Origin of the sequence: Prevotella sp. PTAC (genome assembly GCF_013166535.1) — a bacterium.
Classification (GTDB): domain Bacteria; phylum Bacteroidota; class Bacteroidia; order Bacteroidales; family Bacteroidaceae; genus Prevotella.
In genome coordinates, this window is record NZ_JABKKK010000003.1 from 99,102 (window position 1) to 121,029 (window position 21,928).

The 21,928-nt window shown below is 49.6% G+C and carries 17 protein-coding genes; 10 read left to right on the top strand and 7 right to left on the bottom strand.

Annotated elements, in window-relative coordinates; all coding sequences use genetic code 11:
- Positions 1-232 precede the first annotated feature (232 nt).
- On the top strand, positions 233-2,056 hold the full coding sequence (uvrC, locus tag HPS53_RS03160; protein ID WP_172204315.1) for an excinuclease ABC subunit UvrC: 1,824 nt from the start codon (positions 233-235) through the stop codon (positions 2,054-2,056).
- A 91-nt stretch (positions 2,057-2,147) separates the two neighbouring features.
- On the opposite strand, the gene HPS53_RS03165 is transcribed toward uvrC, so the two are convergent.
- On the bottom strand, positions 2,148-2,384 hold the full coding sequence (locus HPS53_RS03165; RefSeq protein ID WP_146078669.1) for a hypothetical protein: 237 nt from the start codon (positions 2,382-2,384) through the stop codon (positions 2,148-2,150).
- 615 nt (positions 2,385-2,999) lie between these two features.
- Here HPS53_RS03165 and dtd point away from each other — a divergent pair.
- From dtd to deoC, 3 genes are all read left to right on the top strand, one after another.
- On the top strand, positions 3,000-3,452 hold the full coding sequence (gene dtd, locus HPS53_RS03170; RefSeq protein ID WP_104369238.1) for a D-aminoacyl-tRNA deacylase: 453 nt from the start codon (positions 3,000-3,002) through the stop codon (positions 3,450-3,452).
- 137 nt (positions 3,453-3,589) lie between these two features.
- Positions 3,590-3,919, top strand: coding sequence for a nucleotide pyrophosphohydrolase (locus HPS53_RS03175; protein WP_172204453.1), 330 nt, complete (start codon positions 3,590-3,592; stop codon positions 3,917-3,919).
- A gap of 96 nt (positions 3,920-4,015) precedes the next feature.
- Positions 4,016-4,951, top strand: a complete 936-nt coding sequence (gene deoC, locus HPS53_RS03180; RefSeq protein ID WP_172204317.1) for a deoxyribose-phosphate aldolase — start codon at positions 4,016-4,018, stop codon at positions 4,949-4,951.
- Positions 4,952-5,291: 340 nt separating this feature from the next.
- On the opposite strand, the gene HPS53_RS03185 is transcribed toward deoC, so the two are convergent.
- Positions 5,292-6,269 carry a polyprenyl synthetase family protein gene (locus HPS53_RS03185; RefSeq protein ID WP_104369227.1) on the bottom strand — a complete coding sequence of 326 codons (978 nt, stop codon included), beginning with the start codon at positions 6,267-6,269 and terminating at the stop codon, positions 5,292-5,294.
- Between the two features lie 86 nt (positions 6,270-6,355).
- Between HPS53_RS03185 and polA the strand changes: the two genes are divergently transcribed.
- The gene (gene polA / locus HPS53_RS03190; protein ID WP_172204319.1) at positions 6,356-9,124 is read left to right on the top strand and encodes a DNA polymerase I; all 2,769 of its coding nucleotides are present in this window, start codon (positions 6,356-6,358) and stop codon (positions 9,122-9,124) included.
- A gap of 185 nt (positions 9,125-9,309) precedes the next feature.
- Here polA and HPS53_RS03195 read toward each other — a convergent pair whose 3' ends face one another.
- Complete coding sequence (locus tag HPS53_RS03195; protein WP_172204321.1) at positions 9,310-10,314, bottom strand: alpha/beta hydrolase; 1,005 nt, start codon at positions 10,312-10,314, stop codon at positions 9,310-9,312.
- 119 nt (positions 10,315-10,433) lie between these two features.
- Here HPS53_RS03195 and HPS53_RS03200 point away from each other — a divergent pair, with 119 nt between their 5' ends.
- The 5 genes from HPS53_RS03200 to HPS53_RS03220 all read left to right on the top strand — a co-directional run bounded on the left by HPS53_RS03200 (position 10,434) and on the right by HPS53_RS03220 (position 15,307).
- On the top strand, positions 10,434-11,189 hold the full coding sequence (locus HPS53_RS03200) for a HesA/MoeB/ThiF family protein (RefSeq protein WP_172204323.1): 756 nt from the start codon (positions 10,434-10,436) through the stop codon (positions 11,187-11,189).
- A gap of 257 nt (positions 11,190-11,446) precedes the next feature.
- Positions 11,447-12,550, top strand: coding sequence for a redox-regulated ATPase YchF (gene ychF / locus HPS53_RS03205; protein WP_104369223.1), 1,104 nt, complete (start codon positions 11,447-11,449; stop codon positions 12,548-12,550).
- 278 nt (positions 12,551-12,828) lie between these two features.
- Entirely contained in the window at positions 12,829-13,647 is an 819-nt protein-coding gene (lgt, locus tag HPS53_RS03210; RefSeq protein WP_216651872.1) for a prolipoprotein diacylglyceryl transferase, read from the top strand.
- A gap of 458 nt (positions 13,648-14,105) precedes the next feature.
- A complete protein-coding gene (locus HPS53_RS03215) occupies positions 14,106-14,582 on the top strand; it encodes an RNA polymerase sigma factor (RefSeq protein ID WP_104369236.1) in 477 nt (158 codons plus the stop codon).
- Between the two features lie 143 nt (positions 14,583-14,725).
- Positions 14,726-15,307 carry a hypothetical protein gene (locus HPS53_RS03220; RefSeq protein ID WP_216651873.1) on the top strand — a complete coding sequence of 194 codons (582 nt, stop codon included), beginning with the start codon at positions 14,726-14,728 and terminating at the stop codon, positions 15,305-15,307.
- A gap of 165 nt (positions 15,308-15,472) precedes the next feature.
- Here the strand turns inward: HPS53_RS03220 and HPS53_RS03225 are convergent, their stop codons facing one another.
- The 4 genes from HPS53_RS03225 to HPS53_RS03240 all read right to left on the bottom strand — a co-directional run bounded on the left by HPS53_RS03225 (position 15,473) and on the right by HPS53_RS03240 (position 21,383).
- Entirely contained in the window at positions 15,473-15,727 is a 255-nt protein-coding gene (locus tag HPS53_RS03225) for a hypothetical protein (protein ID WP_104369220.1), read from the bottom strand.
- Between the two features lie 20 nt (positions 15,728-15,747).
- On the bottom strand, positions 15,748-16,305 hold the full coding sequence (locus HPS53_RS03230; RefSeq protein WP_172204327.1) for a hypothetical protein: 558 nt from the start codon (positions 16,303-16,305) through the stop codon (positions 15,748-15,750).
- Positions 16,306-17,357: 1,052 nt separating this feature from the next.
- On the bottom strand, positions 17,358-19,964 hold the full coding sequence (gene mutS, locus HPS53_RS03235) for a DNA mismatch repair protein MutS (protein WP_172204329.1): 2,607 nt from the start codon (positions 19,962-19,964) through the stop codon (positions 17,358-17,360).
- A gap of 405 nt (positions 19,965-20,369) precedes the next feature.
- Entirely contained in the window at positions 20,370-21,383 is a 1,014-nt protein-coding gene (locus tag HPS53_RS03240; RefSeq protein WP_146078667.1) for a hypothetical protein, read from the bottom strand.
- Between the last annotated feature and the right edge of the window lie 545 nt (positions 21,384-21,928).

The window sequence follows — 21,928 nt, forward strand, 5'->3', positions numbered from 1 at the left end:
AAAACAAACGTGCGACAAAGCGCAAAGACGCAAAGGAACAAAGATTTTCAGAAAGCCCACTACAGGGAAACCACAAACAAAACAAAATCTTATACCCATTGCGCCTTTGCGCTTTACTATTAACACAGGCGCATACAGCATTGCGCCGCAACATAAAGACAAGGTACATGCACTATAAGTTTCACGTGAAACTTTAATATCAAAAAGTGCTTAATATAAACGAGTTACGGACATGACAAAGGAAGAAAACGAGCAAAGGTTAGCCAGACTGAAATCCATTGTGAGCAGCATGCCGGGCAAGCCGGGCAGCTACCAGTACTACGACGAGAACGGAACGATAATCTATGTGGGCAAGGCCAAGAACCTGAAAAACCGTGTGTCGTCTTATTTCCACACAGAGGTAGACCGCTTCAAGACAAAAGTACTTGTCAGCAAGATACACGACATATCCTATACCGTGGTGAATACAGAGGAAGACGCGCTGTTGCTCGAAAACAGTCTGATAAAAAAATACAATCCCCGCTATAATGTATTGCTAAAAGACGGAAAGACATATCCGAGCATTTGCGTAACCAACGAGCCTTTTCCCCGCATATTCAAGACCCGCAACATCAACAAGTCGTGGGGCACGTTTTACGGCCCCTACTCCAACCTGAACTCCATGTATGCCGTGCTCGAACTGATAAAAAAGCTCTGCCGGCCGCGCACATGCCGCATACCCATGACAGAAGATGGCGTCAGACACAACAAATACGATGTGTGCCTCGAATACCACATCAAGAACTGCGAGGGGCCGTGCATAGGTCGCCAGACAGCCGATGAATACCGTAAAAACATAGCCCGTGCGAGAGAGATACTCAAAGGAAACACACGGGGTGTGCTACGAGACATGCGAGCGGAGATGGAGAAGCTCGCCGAAGAGCTTCGCTTTGAGGAAGCCGAGGAGATAAAGAAAAAGTATCTTCTTATAGAGAGTTTCTGCGCAAAGAGCGAGGTGGTGAGCCATGTTATAGATAATGTGGACGTTTTCTCGATCACAAGCGACGAAAAGACTGCCTTCATCAACTATATCCACGTAACGGCCGGAAACATCAACCAGTCGTTCACATTCGAATACCGCAAACGGCTCGATGAAAGCGACCAGGAACTGCTCGCACTGGGCATCGTGGAGATGCGCGAACGGTTCAAGAGCACTTCGCGCGAGATTGTATTGCCCATGGCTATCGACCTGCCGCTCGACGGGGTGACACTCACCGTTCCGCAGCGTGGCGATCGCAAGACGCTGCTCGACCTGTCGCAGATGAACTGCCGCCAGTACCGTTTCGACCGCCTGAAACAGGCCGAAAAGCTAAATCCCGAACAGAAATCGGTGCGTCTCATGAAAGAGATACAAGACTGCCTGAAACTGCCCAAAATGCCCTATCAGATAGAGTGTTTCGACAATTCGAACATCAGCGGAACCGATGCCGTGGCCGCCTGCGTGGTATTCAAAAAAATGCGGCCGAGCAAACGCGACTACCGCAAGTACAACATAAAGACCGCCAGCGGCCCCGATGATTACGCATCCATGCAGGAGGTGGTGCGCCGGCGTTACACCCGCCTGCTGGAAGAGGGCGCACCCCTGCCCGACCTCATCATAACCGACGGCGGCCGGGGACAGATGGAGGTGGTGCGGCAGGTAGTCGAAGACGAGCTGAGACTACAAATTCCCATCGCCGGACTGGCCAAGAACGACCGACACCGCACCAACGAGCTGCTATACGGTTTTCCGCCCGTCACCGTTGGCATGAAGACAGACAGCGAGCTGTTCCGCCTGCTCACTCACATACAGGACGAGGTACACCGCTTTGCCATCACTTTCCATCGCGACAAGCGATCAAAACACGCCCTGCACAGCGAGCTTGACGACATCAAAGGCATCGGCCCGAAGACCAAAGAGACCCTGCTTAAAGAACTGAAAAGCGTGAAGCAGATAAAATCGGCAGACGAAAAGACTCTATCTTCCATCGTGGGAACGGCAAAAGCGAAACTCATATACGAGTATTTCAATAAATGACCGAATACAAAAAACTCTTTCAAAACAGCAAAGCATTATTCTTTAATGATGAAAACACAATAGCAAGTAGCACCGCCGATACCCGCCGGTGCTACTTACCCACCAAGCCAACCAACCGCTTACATGCCCGAGCGGTAACCCAAAACCGTAAAAACATTCCCGGATCTGTAATATAATTATCATAAAAAAAGCGTTTTGCTTTTTCACGAAATAGAAAATCAGTACGATACCAATCACGATACGCAAAGCGATATGCTTTCATTTCAAACTCAAAAATCCTTCCGATATTCTGCAACGGGATGCCCGTCGGAGTGCGTTCGGTTGCCAATCGCGTTGCGTTTAGCATCCCGTTGCACTCCATTTAGACGCTAAACGCGAACCAACGGGACGCTAAACGGAAAAAATCGGGAGTACAGGCAAGGTTGTATTTGCAGTCGAGGCAGGTATGTCCAGCGTATCACCCTGACACACAGATATTTGTGCAAAACCATCCAAAACTCGAGTATTTTCGGCAGGCGGTTTTTAATTTTGAAACTGGCGAAATATAAAGCATGTTTTGTAAAAATAGTTCACAAACTATATTCTACAAATCAAGAGAACGCCATCAACCGGCAATAAAAAATATTCATACAGCGAAAAATATATATAAATCCGGCAACAAACACCCAAAACGACACATGGAAACATGCGAACTTACATGGCGGGAAATGAGCGTGTACGGAACACTAACGATGCGGACCGGCACTCATCAAAATGCCGTTATCATTGAATGGATAAATACAGATCACCAACATGTGTCTCAGCCCGTGAGAAATAGTATTCCGGAAATAAAGATTAACCACATTTATGGCTTTATAGGCCAAAAATATTACGCTATGTCTGAAAAAATATGTAAGTTTGCATATTGATACAACGAATAGTTGAAACAAGCGATATAATAAGGATGAGAATAGTGATACAACGCGTGGCGCACGCATCTGTGAGCATAGACGGGAAAGTAAAATCGGCAATAGGCCGGGGCTTTCTCATACTGCTCGGCGTATGTGCCGAAGACACAAGCGAAGACGCGGCGTGGCTGGCCAGAAAAACAGCCTCCCTGCGGATTTTCGAAGACGACAACGGCGTGATGAACCGCCCGATAACAGACATCGGCGGAGAGGCGCTGGTGATAAGTCAGTTTACACTCATGGCGTCGTATAAAAAGGGTAACCGCCCGTCATGGATACGGGCCGCAGGCCACGAGACCGCCATACCGCTGTACAAAGAGTTCTGCACGCTGCTGGGCGAAGCCACAGGATGCCCCGTGGGCACGGGTGAGTTTGGAGCAGACATGAAGGTGGAACTGCTCAACGATGGCCCCGTGACAATCTGCATGGACTCTAAAAATCCGGAGTAAAGTCCCGCCCCACTCCGACAAAGGCAATGGAAAACAACGGCATAAAGCATATATTCATTGAAAGACAACATAAAGCAATGAAAGAAGAAGACAGCATGGCAGCGAAACCTCATCCATCCGTGGAAAAAAGTACAGCCATCACCATCAGCGAGGCGCAGCGCCTTGTAGACCAATGGATCAAGGCATACGGCGTGCGCTATTTCAGCGAACTCACCAACATGGCCGTCCTCACCGAGGAGGTAGGCGAGATGGCGCGCATAATGGCCCGTCGCTATGGCGACCAGAGCTTCAAGCCCGGTGATAAAGACAGCCTTGGCGACGAAATGGCCGATGTGTTGTGGGTGCTGCTCTGCATAGCCAACCAGACAGGCATCGACCTCACCGAGGAACTGCGCCGCAACATCGAGAAAAAGACCGCACGGGACAAGGACAGGCACATCAACAACAAGAAGCTCGGAGGAGAGTGAACACAGTCTTGAGCCGCCCCACCCTCAATCATCCAACTCACAATCCACGAAAAACAATATATAAACATACAATCAAACAAAAAAAACAATAAGAATATGACGGAAAGACATTCAGACACATGCGGGCAGCGGCATGAGCATGCCCACGGAAAGAGCAAGATCGAAGAAGCTCTCGGTAAGTACGACAGCGCACCGTCCGACGACAGCGTGCGCGAGGCCGTGAAGAAGATAATAGCAGAGAAAGTACACGAGAACGACACACCCGAGGTGAAAAAATTCCTTATGGGCAGCATCGAGCTTACCACACTGAAAACAACCGACTCACCGGAAAGCGTAATGGCGTTCACCGAGCGCGTCAACGAGTTCGACAACACATACCCCGACCTACCCCACATAGCCACCGTATGCGTATATCCATGCTTTGCCGACGTGGTGAGCGAGACGCTCGAGGTGGACGGTGTTGAAATAGCATGCGTATCGGGCAGTTTCCCGTCTTCTCAGGCCGTTATAGAGGTCAAGGTGGCCGAGACTGCGCTCGCCATAAAAGACGGCGCCACAGAGATTGATATCGTGATGTCGGTGGGTAAGTTTCTCAGCGGCGACTACGAGAGCGTGGCCGACGAAATCGGCGAGCTGAAAGAGGTGTGCGGCGACAGGAAAATGAAGGTCATTCTCGAAACGGGATGCCTCAAAACAGCCGAGAACATCAAGAAAGCGTCTATCCTGGCAATGTATGCCGGAGCGGACTACATAAAGACATCGACAGGCAAGCTCGAACCCGCGGCAACACCCGAAGCCGCCTACGTGATGTGTCAGGCTATAAAGGAATACTACGACAAAACAGGCATACAGATAGGTTTCAAGCCCGCCGGAGGCATCAACAGCGTGATGGACGCACTGATATACTATACGATAGTGAAAGAGGTGCTGGGCGAAAAATGGCTCACCAACCAATGGTTCCGCCTCGGCACGAGCCGGCTGGCCAACATGCTGCTGAGCGAGATCACGGGCGAAGAGACCAAGTTCTTCTGAGAACAAACGTCTTGAAACGTTGGAATGCTTACGGATAAACGGCACCGCACCCGCAATCTCCATACCTGCTGATTGCCGTTTTCTTTGCCGTGCCGGTAATAACGATTGCCATTTGCCTGATGATATATCATGTGATGAGCAGAACCATGCCCACGATTACCAAAATCATAAGCGGCGGAAGATGACGGGCAGCGCTTTATCCTCATACATACAAGCATGATGATACCAAACACAAAATGCACGGAAAGCCATGACAGCGCTTTCCGTGCATTTTGCTATGATGTCCTGCTATATTTCTATTTGCCTCGTTCTATCTTCTTATTTGCTCCGCTATATCCCCTTACTTGCTACGTTCTATCACGAAATCGATGTATGCCCTGAGCGCGGTCTTTATGTCTTCCGCAGCCACAGACCTGTCTATGAAAGCGAGACATTCGCCCCGCAGGTCTTTCATCCGGCTCTCGGCATACTCTATTCCGCCATTCGCCTTTGCGAAACCGATGAGCATGCTTATCTCTTCCTGGGTGGCGATGCGGTTGCGCACCCGCAGGGCAAGCGCATGCATGGCCCCGTCGCCTGTAGCTTTCAAGGCATGTATGACGGGAAGTGTCAATTTTCCTTCGGCCATATCGTTGCCCGTGGGCTTGCCTATCTCGGGCGACTCGTAGTAATCGAATATGTCGTCTCTTATCTGAAAGATGATGCCGAGATTGCGTCCGAACGCCTTTGCTTCCTCAATGCCCGACACAGAGGCACCTGAAGACATTGCCCCCATGGCGCAACAGGCCTCGAAAAGCGCCGCTGTCTTCTGCCTTATCACCTGATAATAAACGGTTTCCGATATCTCCTGGTTATGTGTGGTGGACAGCTGAAGTATCTCTCCGCTTGCCAAAACACGTCCAAGCTCCGAGAGATATTCCACTATCGTGGCGTTTCTCGTACAGGCCACCCGGAGCAGCGCCGTTGAAAGCAGATAGTCGCCCACAAGCACCGCCACCTTATTGTTGTACATGGCGTTCACTGATGCCTGCCCGCGCCGCTCGCAACTCTCGTCAACCACGTCGTCGTGCACGAGGCTTGCCGTGTGCAACAGCTCAAGACCCACGGCCGCATTCTGTGTCACATCAGTCACAAGCCCGTAGTTTCTCGCCATCAGCAATATCAGCATGGGGCGCATTTGCTTGCCCGTGCGGCGGCGAATATATTCCAAAGCCTGTGAGAGAAGTCCGTCTGTATGCGTGAGCGAATCGTTGAACAATCCGATGAAATCGCTCAATTCGGTTTCTATTGGTTTCCTTATCAGTGATAAATAGTCCATCGAATTTAATTTGGCACAAAATTACTGATTTTTATCGGTATACTGATTATTTTTTCGTAATTTTACGCTTAAAATTAAATAGAATTATGGATAAACTCTTCCTCATAGACGCATACGCGCTGATATACCGCTCATACTACGCCCTGATACGAAGCCCGAGAGTTAACTCGAAAGGCCTCAACACATCGGCGGTAATGGGATTTCTAAACACTCTGAACGAGGTGCTCACAAAAGAGAGACCCACCCATATAGGAGTGGCTTTCGATCCCGCCGGCCCTACATTCAGGCACGAGGCCTACCCCGAGTATAAGGCACAGCGGGAGGCATGTCCCGAGGATATAAAGGCATCGGTACCTATCATCAAAGACATGCTCAGGGCGTTCAACATACCTGTCATCGAGGCGGAAGGATATGAGGCGGACGACGTCATAGGCACACTCGCCGTGAAAGCGGCGGAAGCCGGCGTCACCACATACATGCTCACACCCGACAAGGACTACGGCCAGCTCATCCGGCCGAACATATACATGTATCGCCCGAGACACGGCAATGCGGGATACGAGATAATGGGCGAGAAAGAGGTGGAGGCGAAGTATGGCATATCGTCGCCTCTGCAAGTGATAGACCTGCTCGGGCTGATGGGCGACTCGTCGGACAATATTCCGGGATGCCCGGGTGTGGGAGAGAAGACCGCCGCAAAACTGATCAACGAGTTCGGAAGCATCGAAAACCTGCTCGAAAACACCGACAAGCTGAAAGGCGCCATAAAAAAGAAAGTGGAAGAGAACCGTGAACAGATCGTGTTCTCGAAGTTCCTCGCCACCATCAAGACCGATGTCCCCATCCCACTCGACCTCGACTCTCTCGCAGTGGCCGACCCCGACGAGGACGAACTGCGAAAAATATTCGATGAGTTGGAGTTCAAAAGCTTTGCAAACAAATTTCTAAAAAAAACTGAAAATAAGCAAAAAAGCGATAATACACAACTCGATTTATTTGCGGAAAATACGGGCGAGAGCACATGCAGCGCAGAATTTTCGAGTTTTGAGAGCCTTAAAACGACCCCTCACGACTACCAACTCATTGATACAGAGGATGGTTTACATCGAATTTATGATTATTTCATTACAAAAGAAATTCTCAGTCTAGACACGGAGACTACCTCAATGAACGCGATTGATGCCGAATTGGTCGGTTTGAGCTTTGCCGTCAAGGAAAATGAGGCTTTTTACGTGCCAGTACCGGCCAACCGTGAAGAAGCCCAAAGAATTGTTAATATATTTAAACCGATATACGAAAACGATAAAATAGTCAAGGTAGGGCAAAACATAAAGTATGATCTTGAAGTGCTGGCAAACTACGGCGTGACCTTGGCCGGCCCCATGTTCGACACCATGATAGCCCACTATCTCATACAACCGGAGTTGCGTCACAACATGGACTACATGGCCGAAGTGTATCTCAACTACAAGACCATACACATAGACGAGCTTATCGGTCCGAAAGGCAAGAACCAGAAGAACATGCGCGACCTGACACCGACTGAGGTATACGAGTATGCCGCCGAGGACGCCGACATCACACTGAAACTGAAAAACAAGCTCGAACCTGAATTAAAGAAGTACGGCGCCGAGCGACTGTTCCACGAAATAGAGATGCCGCTCATGCCCGTGCTGGCGGAAATGGAGATGAACGGCGTGCGGATAGACACCCGGTCACTGGCCGAAACATCTAACATACTGACCGCACGGATGGAAGAACTCGAACGGCGGATATACGAACTGGCGGGCGAGCGGTTCAACATCGCGTCGCCACGACAGGTTGGCGACATACTGTTCGGCAAACTGAAAATCATAGAGAAGCCCAAGAAGACGAAAACAGGACAGTATGTCACGAGCGAGGATGTGCTGCAAACACTGAAAGGCAAGCACGAGATTGTGGCCGACATACTGGCGCACAGAGGGTTAAAGAAACTGCTGGGCACATACGTGGACGCCCTGCCGAAGCTCATCAACGCCCGGACCGGGCACATACACACGTCGTTCAACCAGACGGTCACGGCCACCGGACGACTATCTTCGAGCGACCCCAACCTGCAAAACATCCCCGTGCGGGGCGAGGACGGCAAAGAGATACGCCGCGCTTTCATACCGGAGCCTGGCTGCCTGTTCTTCTCCGCCGATTACAGCCAGATAGAACTGCGCGTCATGGCGCACCTCAGCGGCGACGAAAACATGATCGAGGCTTTCCGTGAGGGGCACGACATACACGCGGCCACGGCAGCCAAGATATACAAAGAGGCTATCGACAGCGTGACGCGCGACCAACGGACAAAAGCCAAGCGGGCCAACTTCGGCATCATCTACGGCATCACCGTGTGGGGACTGGCTGACCGGCTCAACATAGGCCGTGACGAGGCACGACAGCTGATAGACGGTTATTTCGAGACGTTCCCGCACGTGCATGAATACATGGAGCAGGCCAAGGAGACGGCACGTAGCCAAGGCTACGTGGACACCCTATTCGGACGGAGACGCTATCTGGCCGACATAAACTCGCGAAACGCCACCGTGCGCGGTTTTGCGGAGCGCAACGCCATAAACGCCCCAATCCAGGGCACGGCCGCCGACATAATAAAAGTGGCGATGATACGCATACACCGCCGCTTCAAGGCCGAGGGAGTGCGCGCCAAGATAATATTACAGGTACACGACGAACTCAACTTCAGCGTGCCGGCCGATGAGAAAGAGCTTGTAGAGCGCATAGTGCTTGAAGAGATGCAGGGAGCTTTCGAGATGAAAGTGCCGCTCACGGCAGACTGCGGCTGGGGCGCAAACTGGCTCGAAGCACACTGACAACACCATGCGACGGGGATGCCCGTCGCGGAAAAACGCCGCTTTTCGTCTATGGCGAAAAGCGGCATATAGCATTGCATATAGCGGTGCATATCGTCTTCGTTTTCTATTTCAGCAGAAAACAAAGTGTTAAATACGTGACTTTATCATTACATTTTAAAGCTGTGAAACACAGCCTTTTTACTTCATCTCCCGTATTTCAGCGGTTCGAGAAACCCTGTCTCCTCCATCCACAGCTCGGCAATCTCCGGCCATAGGGCCGTCGTACCTGGCTGACGGCGCACGGCAATGCTGTGCCGCCCGAAAGGAAATATGTGTATCGACGAGCGTGTGACACCCTTGTCTATCAGCGCCTGATACATCGACAGGCTATGAACGGGTTTCACCGTGCGGTCGTCAGACGCATGGATGAACAGTGTAGGCGGATTGGCCGGTGTCACGTGGCGGTCCATGCTGTAACGGGCAAGCAGCTCCTCATTGCCCGCCTCGGAGCACAGGAAATGCCTTTCAAGGCCGTCTGTCATCCTTATCACCGGACTGACGAGTATCGCAAAGTCGGGACGGAACGAGTGTCTGTCGAGCGAGTCGCCCGCAAGGCTCATGTCGTCGGCTATCGTTGACACGCAGGCACATACATGGCCGCCGGCACTGCACCCCATGACCCCTATGCGATCAGGAGCAATACCATACTCGGCCGCATTGGCACGCACATATCTCACGGCCCGCTGAGCGTCTTGCACAGGTGCTTCCCAGCCATTTGTCAGGTCGGGCGAGTTGGGCAGACGGTGCAGCAATACGAACGCCGTGATGCCTATACTGTTGAGCCACCGGGCCATCGTTATGCCGGCAGCCTCGTATGCCTGCTTGGCATATCCTCCGCCGGGAATGAGTATCACGGCTGTATTTGTACGCTCGTCGGCACACGGCTGAAAGGCATATAGCCGCGGACTGGCTACGCGCCACGTGCGATGGTTGCTGACGGAGTCTGTGATGTGAAGCCCCCGGCTGTTCGGCATCTTAACACCCTGCCAAAGGTCTATGCGGCGGTGTCCGTCAAACTGCGGATCCGGTTCTCCCGCCCCTACCGGGACGGCAACGAAAAACACAAACGCCAGCATGGCGGCGATACGTGAAAACACAGTACGCCAAATACAGGCCGGACATGTGCCAAATACAGAAACGATATTCATTGTTTGTTGTCTTTAAGTTTGCTTGTCTTCTGCAAAGTTACCGTTTTATCCCGACAAGCGGACATGTTTCACGTGAAAAGCATTATCTTTGCACATGTTTAATCATCGAGACAAGCTATATGACACACCTGACGGAAGAGGAACGGCAACGGTACAGCCGGCATATACTGTTACCTGAGATAGGCATCGAGGGCCAGGAGAAAATCAAGCGCGGGCGGGTGCTCGTGGTCGGAGCGGGCGGACTCGGCTCACCCGTACTGATGTATCTCGCGGCGGCGGGAGTGGGCACAATAGGAATAGCCGACGGCGACACGGTAGACCTCTCCAACCTGCAACGGCAGGTGATACACACCACAGAGATGGTGGGCATACAGAAGACCGAGTCGGCACGGCAAAGGATGACAGCTATAAACCCCAACATCACGGTGCACACACACAACGGGATGCTCACGGAGAGCAATGCCCTGGACATCATGGACGGATATGACTTCGTGATAGACGGCACAGACAACTTCGCCGCCAAGATACTCATCAACGACCTCTGCGTGGCTACAGGCAAACCGTTCTCCCACGGCGCAATATTCGAGTTTGAGGGTCACACATTCACACACACGCCCGGCACGGCATGCTACCGCTGCATCTTCGGCTCCGCTCCCCCACCCGACGTCATGCCGGCCAAGGCCGGGGCGGGGGTGCTGGGCGCCATAGCGGGAATGCTCGGCACGATACAGGCCGCCGAGGCACTGAAATATCTCACGGGCACGGGCACCCTGCTGACCGACAGGCTGCTGCGGTTCGACGCCCGCACGATGGACTTCATGAAGATAGCCGTGAGGAGAAGCACCGCCTGCCCCGCATGTTCCAAAAAGCGGTAAGCAGGAAACAAACGTCCGAGCGGCTGTCATGCCATGTATCACCATGGTTTTCAGAGCACGACGACAATAACTTTTGCATGTCTGAAAGCAAACAAAACATTATTTATTTTGCTTTTTATACTATTTAGACTACCTTTGCAAAAGAAACACAGGTCACCCGGCAGGCAGACAAGCCAAGCGCATGACCGCACGGTGCCGTTCTCCGGTATATGACAGCGATGTTTCGACTATACGGAATTTAAACGTTTAAAATAGATATGGCTTTAAAATGTGGTATCGTGGGACTGCCCAATGTGGGCAAGTCCACGCTTTTCAACTGTCTGTCGAGCGCAAAGGCGCAGGCGGCCAATTTCCCTTTTTGTACGATAGAACCCAATGTGGGCGTGATCACCGTGCCCGATGAGCGGCTGACACGGCTCGCCGAGATTGTGCACCCCGGGCGAATAGTGCCGGCAACGTGCGAGATAGTGGACATCGCCGGACTGGTCAAGGGTGCATCGAAAGGCGAAGGTCTCGGAAACAAGTTTCTCGGAAACATCCGCGAGACGGATGCCATAATACACGTGCTGCGCTGTTTCGACGACGATAACATCACACACGTAGACGGAACGATAGACCCCATACGCGACAAGGAGATAATAGACACCGAACTGCAACTCAAAGACCTCGAAACGATAGAGGCTCGACTGCAAAAGCAGGCCAAAGTGGCCGCTGTGGGCAACAACAAGGAGGCCAAAATAGAGGTAGGAGTGCTCGAAGCGTACAAAGCGGCACTGGAACAGGGAAAGAACGCACGTACCGTGGAGTTCGAGAGTAAGGACGAGCAGGAGGCCGCACGCAACCTCTTTCTGCTTACCGCCAAGCCGGTGTTATACGTGTGCAACGTGGATGAGACAGCCGCTAAGACAGGCAACGATAAGACCCGCCGCGTGGAGGAGCTGGCCCGTGAAGAGGGTGCCGAGGCGATGGTTATCGCCGCAAAGACGGAAGAAGACATCGCCGAACTGGAATCGTATGAGGACAAGCAGATGTTCCTCGACGAGCTGGGGCTGGAAGAAAGCGGCGTGAACCGACTGATAAAGAAAGCCTACTCGCTGCTTAACCTCGAAACATTCATCACCGCAGGAGAGATGGAGGTGAAGGCATGGACATACCGCAAGGGCTGGAAAGCGCCTCAATGCGCCGGCGTGATACACACGGACTTCGAGAAAGGATTTATCCGCGCCGAGGTAATCAAATACGAAGACTATATCCAATACGGCTCCGAGAGCGCCGTGCGGGAGGCCGGCAAGCTGGGCATCGAGGGCAAGGAATACGTCGTTCAGGACGGAGACATCATGCACTTCCGGTTTAATGTGTAGGCTCTTTTGAGGAAAGTTAAAGGAGTTTTTGTTTGGAAGTTAACGACAAACGCTTTATCAAGGAGTTGTGCAGTAAGTAGTATGGAGTAAGTAGATATGCTTGGCGGCTATGCCTGTGCTTTCAAGAAATGAAAGTAATCATGGCTCGACACTTATCGACCGAACCCCGAACCAAAGCATAATAAACCGCAAAACGAATTATCATAAACCGCAAAACGAATAGTAATAAACTCCGAAACGAATTACCATAAACCGCGAACCAATAATCATTTGCAATTATGAACATACTTAATTATATCGTCTGGAACCCCGATCTGACCGCATTTGCGGGCATACGCTGGTACTCCCTGTGCTGGCTCATAGGTCTGGCGGCGGCATATATCATAGTAAAAATGCTCTACAAGCAGCAGAAAATAAAGGAAGAGCTGTTCGAACCGCTGTTCTTCTACTGCTTCATAGGCATATTGGCAGGTGCCCGCCTTGGGCATTGCCTGTTCTACCAGCCCGACTATTTCCTCACGTCGGTGCCACACTTCATCGAGATGATAGTGCCTATTCACTTTCTTCCGGACGGCGGTTGGAAGTTTACAGGCTACGAGGGACTGGCAAGCCACGGCGGAACGCTCGGCTTAATGCTCGCCCTATGGCTCTACGTGAAGCGTACCGGAGTGAAACTCTGGACCGTGCTCGACAATATCGCCATAGCCACGCCCGTCACGGCGTGCTTCATAAGACTCGGAAACCTGATGAACTCTGAGATTATCGGTAAGATAACCGATGTGCCATGGGCGTTCATATTCGAGCGCGTAGACTCCATGCCGCGGCATCCCGGTCAACTCTATGAGGCGATAGCCTACGCCGTTCTCTTCTTCATCGGCTGGGCGTTATACCGCAAGCACGCCGAAAAGGTGGGCACAGGCTTCTTCTTCGGCCTTTGTCTCGCATACATATTCACTTTCCGTTTCTTCATCGAGTACACCAAAGATATACAGGAAGCCTTCGAGGCCGACATGATATTGAACATGGGACAACTGCTTAGCATACCGTTCATCGTGCTCGGCGCTGTGTGCATGGCAAGGAGCAGAAAGGACAAATGACGGCAAAACAGCTGGGATAGAGCCGTCCGGCATGAGGATAAAAGAAAAGAAACACAAGACTGATAGAAAAAGGACGGTATACCGAAAGAAAACGACAGGCGATCAGTAAGTAAACAGTAGTAAAAATATTACCGGAAGAAGTATAAACGGGAAAGGAATTAGGGGAAATTTACGGTAAATTTCCCCTAATTCCTTTTACCGCATATCTCATTAATATTGCCCTTCAACTCCTAGAAAACTTACCGCATATCCCATTAATATCCACTTATCATATCCTACCCACCATCCAATGTATTGAAAGCACAGACTTAACCAACCACGCATATTCACTTACTCCATACTACTCTCACTACACAACTCTTGAATAAGCCAAAACTCCTTTTTCCAAAAACAATGTAGTTTTTCCGGCACACTGAGCGTCTAACATACAGAAACTGATTAACAAACAAAATAAAATGATGAAAACATCCGAAAAAGAGTTCACACGGATTGTGAGAGAACACAAAGGCACTATCTATACCGTCTGCTACATGTTTTCCAGAGATGCCGACGAGATCGCTGACCTGTTTCAAGAAGTTCTCGTAAAACTGTGGAATGGATTTGACAGCTTCAAGAGCCGCAGCGACATCAAGACATGGATATACCGGGTGGCGCTCAACAGTTGCATATCCACCGAGCGAAAGAAGAAAAGGCGGCAATCGGCCGATCTCACCATGACAGTAGACCTCTTCGAGACCGACAACGAAGACACGGCACAAGCCTCGTTGCTCCACCGACGGATAAGCAGGCTGCGCCCGTTCGACCGCGCGATAGTGCTGCTGTGGCTCGAAAACATAAGCTACGACGAGATAGCGGACATCGTCGGAATAAGCGCAAAGAACGTCTCCGTGCGACTGTTCAGGATTAAGGAGCAACTGAAACGCATGTCCGACTGACACCGCAAACACACCGCCACGGCACTGCTGCCTCCCGGAAACGGGACGACAGGCACCCCGAAAAACAGAAAACACCGTCTGAAAAACAGACATACGGTATCGCAATAACCGGAAAAACTAAATGTATAACAACAAAAAAAACAATGAAAATGGAAAACGTAAACAGACAAGACGACCTGCAATCACAAATGCAGGCACTGAAAAGCATACTCGAAAAGCAGACCATCGTCAACGACAAGATACTGCGCCGGGCAATGAATAGAAACAGCAAATGGATATCACGGAAATACATCATATCCATCATTGCGTGCGTGCTGATGGTCCCCTACACCATGACGGCCATGCGATGGATTGGCTTCTCGCTGCCGTTCAACATCGTCACGAGCCTCTTTTTCATCACGGCGGGAGTATATACGTATTACAACATGAAAGCCCTCAGACAGGCTTTCAAGCCCGAAAACAGCCTCATAGAGACAAACCGCGGCATAGCCCGCGCCAAAAAGATGGATGCCGACTGGCTGATGCTCGGAATACCGTTCGTCACCGTATGGCTCGGCTGGTTCTGCTACGAAGGATACAACATCACCAACGGAATGCCGCTACTTATTGGCGGAGCCATAGGAGGTGTCGCCGGAGGTATAGCCGGCTTCTCCGTTCACTTCAAGATACAACGCAAATACCGCGAGATAATGGAGAACATAGAGGATATTACAGATGAGAATTAATATCCGAAAGCCGTAGAATGGCTGTACACCAGTTCATTATATCACCACCAAAAAGAGGCGGCGGTAATATATTAACGAATAAAACAAATATTCATCATCAACAGAAAAAGCGTCATTTGCCTTTCCCGTTGGTGATGGATATTTGTTTGTTAATATGTGAAATACTTATAAGGTTGTTTCGGAGAAATCCAAATTATACACTATCGAACCACCGTTGCCTATCTCAAAACGAGCCACACAGATAAGCTCGGGCGCATCCTCTGTCCAACAGGGCACAGAGACCGTCTCATGCTCGGTAACTCTTATCGTTTCCGATAATTTCTCGGCTTCTTTCTCACACAGTTCTTTCAGTGTCTCAAAGTTGTCTGTAGTCTTGCCACATCTGATGACAATCTCTTTCTCTTGATTTTCTGTTTTCATGATTTCATTGTTTTATAATGTTATAAATCCTCACCGTTAGATCTGTTATATTCGTTATCATAAAACATTGTTATATAATATTTACCCTCAAATTCCCTTATCATAAACCAAACAAATCTATTGTAAGGATTATCATTTTCAGTTCCTTGTAATTGAAAAAAAGATGCTTCATAGCGCTTTTTATGAACTAACATTTCATAGCTTATATCCTCATCTTCCGGTATTGTAAAGTCATTTAATGATGATTGGACATACTTTTTATTATTATTAAACTGCCTGCAAAGTTTATTAAACCGTAGTTTTATACTCGTTTCATCTATACTTTTTTCATCAGTTACCATTATTCGCCATACTTTATTATTATCAGTCACAACATATATATGAACATCATTACCATTAAATTCCCCCTCTAAAAAATCATAAGTAGAATTATATTTATACCCTTTGGCTTTCAACTTCTGTATCATTGCCTGCTTACTGCCATCCACAGGAATGCCAAGAAACTTCGTGACATCATTCTGTGCATGCGCAGCCAAAGCCAGCATGACAACCAACACAACCGATAATACCTTTTTCATAATCATAAATTTAGCTCCTCAGGCCATGCGGAAGCGGTTAAATAAAAATTAAAAGAGCGTGGCCTGCTATGCGCCACGTCTTAAAGTGCAGGCCCTGAGAAAACCTTAATCGAAAGATATGGTGACAACAGCCCACGCCATAACGTGGGAACTGTCATGCCAACTCTTGTCGATTTGTGATAAGTTTCTCAGGCTTCGCACTTACAAGATGAGGACACAACGCTCCTATTTCCTAAAAGTAGTGGTCGGGGCAATCCCAACCACACCACAAAGATAGCAAAAATAATATGGAATAACCAAAAAATCACATCTTAAAATCAACTTATCCCGCATTTAAATAAAGATCATCGACAGACACAACAAAAACTCGGAACTATCTTTACAAAACGCTCTCCATAATTCGTTTTATTTCAAAATAAAAATCCGGCGGACGAAAATATCTCCGTATTTTACGGTTTTTGTAAATATCTGTGTGTCAGTATTATATAAGGATTTTAATTTGTTTCTGCTCCAAATTCTCCCCCTCGAGAGAGTCGGAGGGGGCTCATTAGCACCTCGTTGCATTGCATTCAGTATCCCGTTGTAATGCAACGGGATACTGAATGCAATGCAACGGCCAACCAAACGCACTCCAACGAGCGTCCCGTTGCAAAACATCCGCAAAATCGTCATCTTTCAATAAAAATATTATCGCATTGCGTATAGCGATGCGTAGCGTTAAAAAATCCTACTTTAAAGAAAATAAAAATGTTAAATTCATGAATTTATTATTACTAATATGACAATAACCACGTACCAGAAACGACATGAAAACACAAGGAAAACGACACAAATATAAAGTCAGGACATTACAAACACGAAGTAAAAACACAACGGCAAGACTATGAAACGACAGAAAAGAAATGACAGCAAGTTTTCAAGTTCGTGCGGATTCATGTCTATTACGTACAACAAACAATGATAAACAGAAAATTATCAACCGAAAATCCGGTGACAGGAAAAATGTTTTTTCACTGTCACCGGATTTTCGTTATATGCCTGCCCCACCCTGTTTATCCGCCTACAATCTTCTTGATATCGTTCAGCTTGTTGAGAGCCTCCATGGGAGTGAGGTTGTTTATGTCGAGACCCAGAATCTCGTCGCGTATCTGGCAGAGCACGGGGTCGTCGAGCTGGAAGAAGTTCAGCTGCGTGTCGGCCGCCGGATTGGCGAGCGTGACGGCCGGATTGCCTGCCGAACCAACGGAAGAGTTGTCGTCTTCGAGCTGTTTCAGGATAGTGTTCGCCCTCTTGACAATGCTTTTCGGCATGCCCGCAATCTCGGCGACATGAATACCGAAAGAGTGCTCCGAGCCGCCACGGGCGAGCTTTCTCAAGAAGATCACCTTTCCGCCGGCCTCCCGCACACTTACGTTATAGTTCTTTATGCGGTCGAAATTCTTCTCCATCTCGTTCAGCTCATGGTAGTGTGTGGCGAAGAGCATGCGTGCCCGTGCCCGCGGATTTTCGTGCATATACTCCACTATTGCCCACGCTATGCTTATGCCGTCGTATGTGGAAGTGCCGCGTCCCAGCTCGTCGAAGAGCACGAGAGAGCGCGACGACACGTTGTTCAGTATGTTTGAAGCCTCGGTCATCTCGACCATGAATGTCGATTCGCCGAGCGATATGTTGTCCGACGCGCCCACACGGGTGAATATCTTGTCGACCAGGCCTATTCTGGCGCTCTCTGCCGGCACATAACTTCCTATCTGGGCGAGCAGTACTATCAGCGCAGTCTGACGCAGCAGAGCCGATTTTCCGGCCATGTTCGGCCCTGTTATTATCACTATCTGCTGCTTGTCGCTGTCCAGATATATGTCGTTCGGCACGAAATCCTCTCCCGGAGGCAACTGTTTCTCTATCACGGGGTGTCGTCCCTGCTTTATGTCTATCACGTCGGTGGAGTCTATCTGCGGACGTATGTAGTTGTTTTCCTCGGCCGTCTTGGCAAACGACAGCAGACAGTCGAGATGAGCCACGATGCCGGCGTTTATCTGAATTTGAGGTATGAACTCCTGCATGGCCATGACAAGCTCGCCAAACAGCTTTGCTTCCAGAGCCAGTATGCGGTCTTCAGCCCCGAGAATTTTCTCCTCGTACTCTTTCAGTTCCTGGGTGATGTAACGCTCGGCGTTGGCCAGTGTCTGCTTGCGCACCCATCCCTCGGGCACCCGCTCCTTGTGCGTGTTGCGCACTTCGAGGTAATATCCGAACACGTTGTTGTACCCTATTTTAAGGCTTGCGATGCCCGTCGCCTCCATCTCGCGCTCCTGTATCTTCAAGAGATAGTCCTTGCCGCTGTATGCTATGTGGCGCAGCTCGTCAAGCTCGGCGTTCACCCCGCTGCGTATCACGCCGCCCTTGTTTACAAGCTGCGGGGCGTCAGACTCTACCTCGCGCTCTATCCTGTCGCGGAGCGACTCGCAAAGGTTTATTCTCTCCCCCACCCTGCGCAGCGTTTCGTCGGCGGCCGACAGGCAGGCGGTCTTTATCGGCAGCAGAGACTGCAACGCGACTCTGAGCTGTACCACCTCGCGTGGCGACACACGGCCCACAGCCACCTTCGACATTATACGTTCCAAGTCGCCCATACGGTGCAACTGCTCGTCTATACAGCGGCGGAAATCGGGCCGGCGGAAGAAGTATTCAACCATGTCGAGACGCTCGGCAACGGGCTTTTCGTCTTTCAAGGGGAACAGCAGCCACCTGCGCAGCATGCGGCCGCCCATCGGCGACACGGTGCGGTCTATCACGTCGAGCAGCGACGAGCCGTCTTCCTGCATGGGATTGAGCAGTTCGAGACTGCGGATGGTGAACTTGTCGAGCCTCACGTAGCGTTCCTCCTCAATGCGGGCGATACCCGTGATGTGGCCGATCTGCGTGTGCTGCGTCATCTCGAGATACTGCAATATTGCGCCGGCGGCTATCACTCCGCTTTCAAGGTGGTCCACGCCGAAGCCTTTCAGGTTCTTCACGCCGAAGTGTTTTAGCAGCTTCTGGCGCGCGCTCTGGTCGGTAAACACCCAGTCGTCGAGCTCGAACGTGAAATAACGGTTACCGAAATACCGCTCGAAGTCTTTCTTGCGGCCCCTGTCGTGCAGCACTTCCTTGGGAGAGAAGTTGCCCATCAGCTTCTCTACGTAGTCATACGTGCCCTGGCCGGTGAGGAACTCGCCGGTGGATATGTCGAGAAAAGCCACTCCGCAGGCGGCTTTCCCGAAGTGGACGGCCGCCAGAAAATTGTTCTCCTTGTAGTTAAGCACGTTGTCGGCCATGGCCACTCCCGGCGTGACAAGCTCTGTGATACCGCGCTTTACCAGCTTTCGGGTCAGCTTCGGGTCTTCAAGCTGGTCGCATATAGCCACCCGCTTGCCGGCACGCACCAGTTTCGGCAGGTACGTGTCGAGCGCATGGTGCGGAAAACCGGCCATCTCCGTGCCTCCGTTACTGCGCCGTGTCAGCGTGATGCCAAGTATCTGCGATGCCGTGATGGCGTCTTCGCAATATGTCTCGTAGAAATCTCCGCAACGAAAAAGCAGCACAGCGTCGGGATGCTGTGCCTTAAGGTCGAAAAACTGCTTCATCATCGGGGTCAGTTCCTTGTCTTTCTTCGTCATGTCTGCGTATTTTATTTTACTGCAAAGATGATGCTAACAGGGCACGATCGTGGTTGTTCCGCAATAATCCGGAAACTCATCAACCGTGCCGAGGCATTGTTTATGTTCTGCAAAGGTACGGCAAAAGGGCTTAAAAACAAAATAAAACATTCGTTTTTAAGCCCTTCACAAGCCTGCATCCGGCTATGCGGCACATGTCAGTCGACAGTCGTTTCCACTCCTGTATGGCTTCCTACATACGTGCGCCCTACCTCTGTCCCACTCAGACGGATATACCGCCTATTCCAATCCGCAATTACCGCAGCGACAAGTAACACCTACCCCACCCTGCCACAACAAAAAAAAGGCGGAAACAAAACATTTGCTTCCGCCCGATATCACTCTAAAACTACAAGCTTACGTTTATTATTTCACAACGTATTTCTTGCCGTTGATGATGTTGATGCCTTTCTGCATCTTCTCAATCCGCTGTCCGGCAAGGTTGTAGATGGCTCCGCTGCCTTCAGCCTTATCAGCCGTGATGTCGCTGATACCTGTTGTCAGGGAGTGGAGTTTGTTACCCTGGCCAACCTGATTTTCGCCTTTATAGACAGTCAACTGACCGTAAACAATAACTTCGTCGCCAACCTTTATCTGATCTTCGGCCGTAAATTTGTCACCGTTGAGATAATATCCGCGGTACACTTTGAGCGGATTCTGACCTGTTGCGTCGTCGCAAATAACATAAGTGGCGTTTCCGTACTCCAATGAAACTTCTTCAACATTGTAGACAATGCCTCTTATATACACGTCTGTCGTCAAACCCTCGCCGGCAGCTATCAACTCATGTGCCTTGGCAACAGTATACGCTGTCTCGGGAGTATTGGAAATATCAACTATCTGCGGTTCATCGCCCTCCTTGTAGTAAGACACTTTTGAAACCTGTACCAGACCGTTTGACGAACCTGACTGACAATCAAATGTAAGCTTGTAATAGCAGTTAGCCGTCGGTTTTGTCACTTTGAAAGTCATGTCTCCCTTGGCTATTTCTTTGGCTTCGATCTTCTCCACCACATTAGCAAACTCATTATCGGAAGCCACTGTCAGTGAAATTGAATTTACTTTTGAAGCCGTAAGTGCATCAATAGTTACAACAACAGAACCGATTGCCTGGTCCATCACTGTCGAATTGGTTATATAACCTATAGACTCAGCGTTCTTTCTTCCACACTTGACGTATGCCCACTGGTTCTTGTTGTTGTTAAAGTTCTCGATAGTCCATGTGAAATTGTCCAATGTCACCGTCCATGTAGCTGTGTAAGAACTTATTTCCTCGCTGTTTCCTTCGGGGAAAGTCAAAGTCTTATAAGCATCAGCGAATGACAGGCTGCTTATCAGAGCAAACAACACAACTAATGAATAACGTAAATCTTTAATCATAATAATACTGTTTTAAATTGTTGATAATTATACTTTCTGTATGCAAATTTAATTAAAATATATCATTCACTCAAACATTTGGCAGGCTTATTTCCCTTTCGTAAACATAAATTAAAACACCGCAGTATCGTCATCTGCATCACAGTTATATATATGACAGCTTGGTTTTTGCCGTAAATTTGCTTACGGTAAAATAACGAAAAAGCATTAAAAACGATGAATAATATTTACAAAACAATATCCGTTACACATAACGGGACGCCGAACTCATGACAACGGGGTACCGAACGCGACAAGACAGATATTTCAACATTACGCAACGGTACAGCAAACCGGCAACAACGGATATTTATCAAAAATACAAATGAAAACCGAATCCCATACGCCCGATAAAACATAGACAGGCATAGGAAAATAAAGAGCAAAACGCATGATATTTTATTTACAAATAATAAATATAAAACAAGTGTTCGGCGGGAGCTGAAAATGTCACAAACGGGAAAACGACCGTAAACAGGCGGAAAACAAAACGAGCCGTTTGTTTT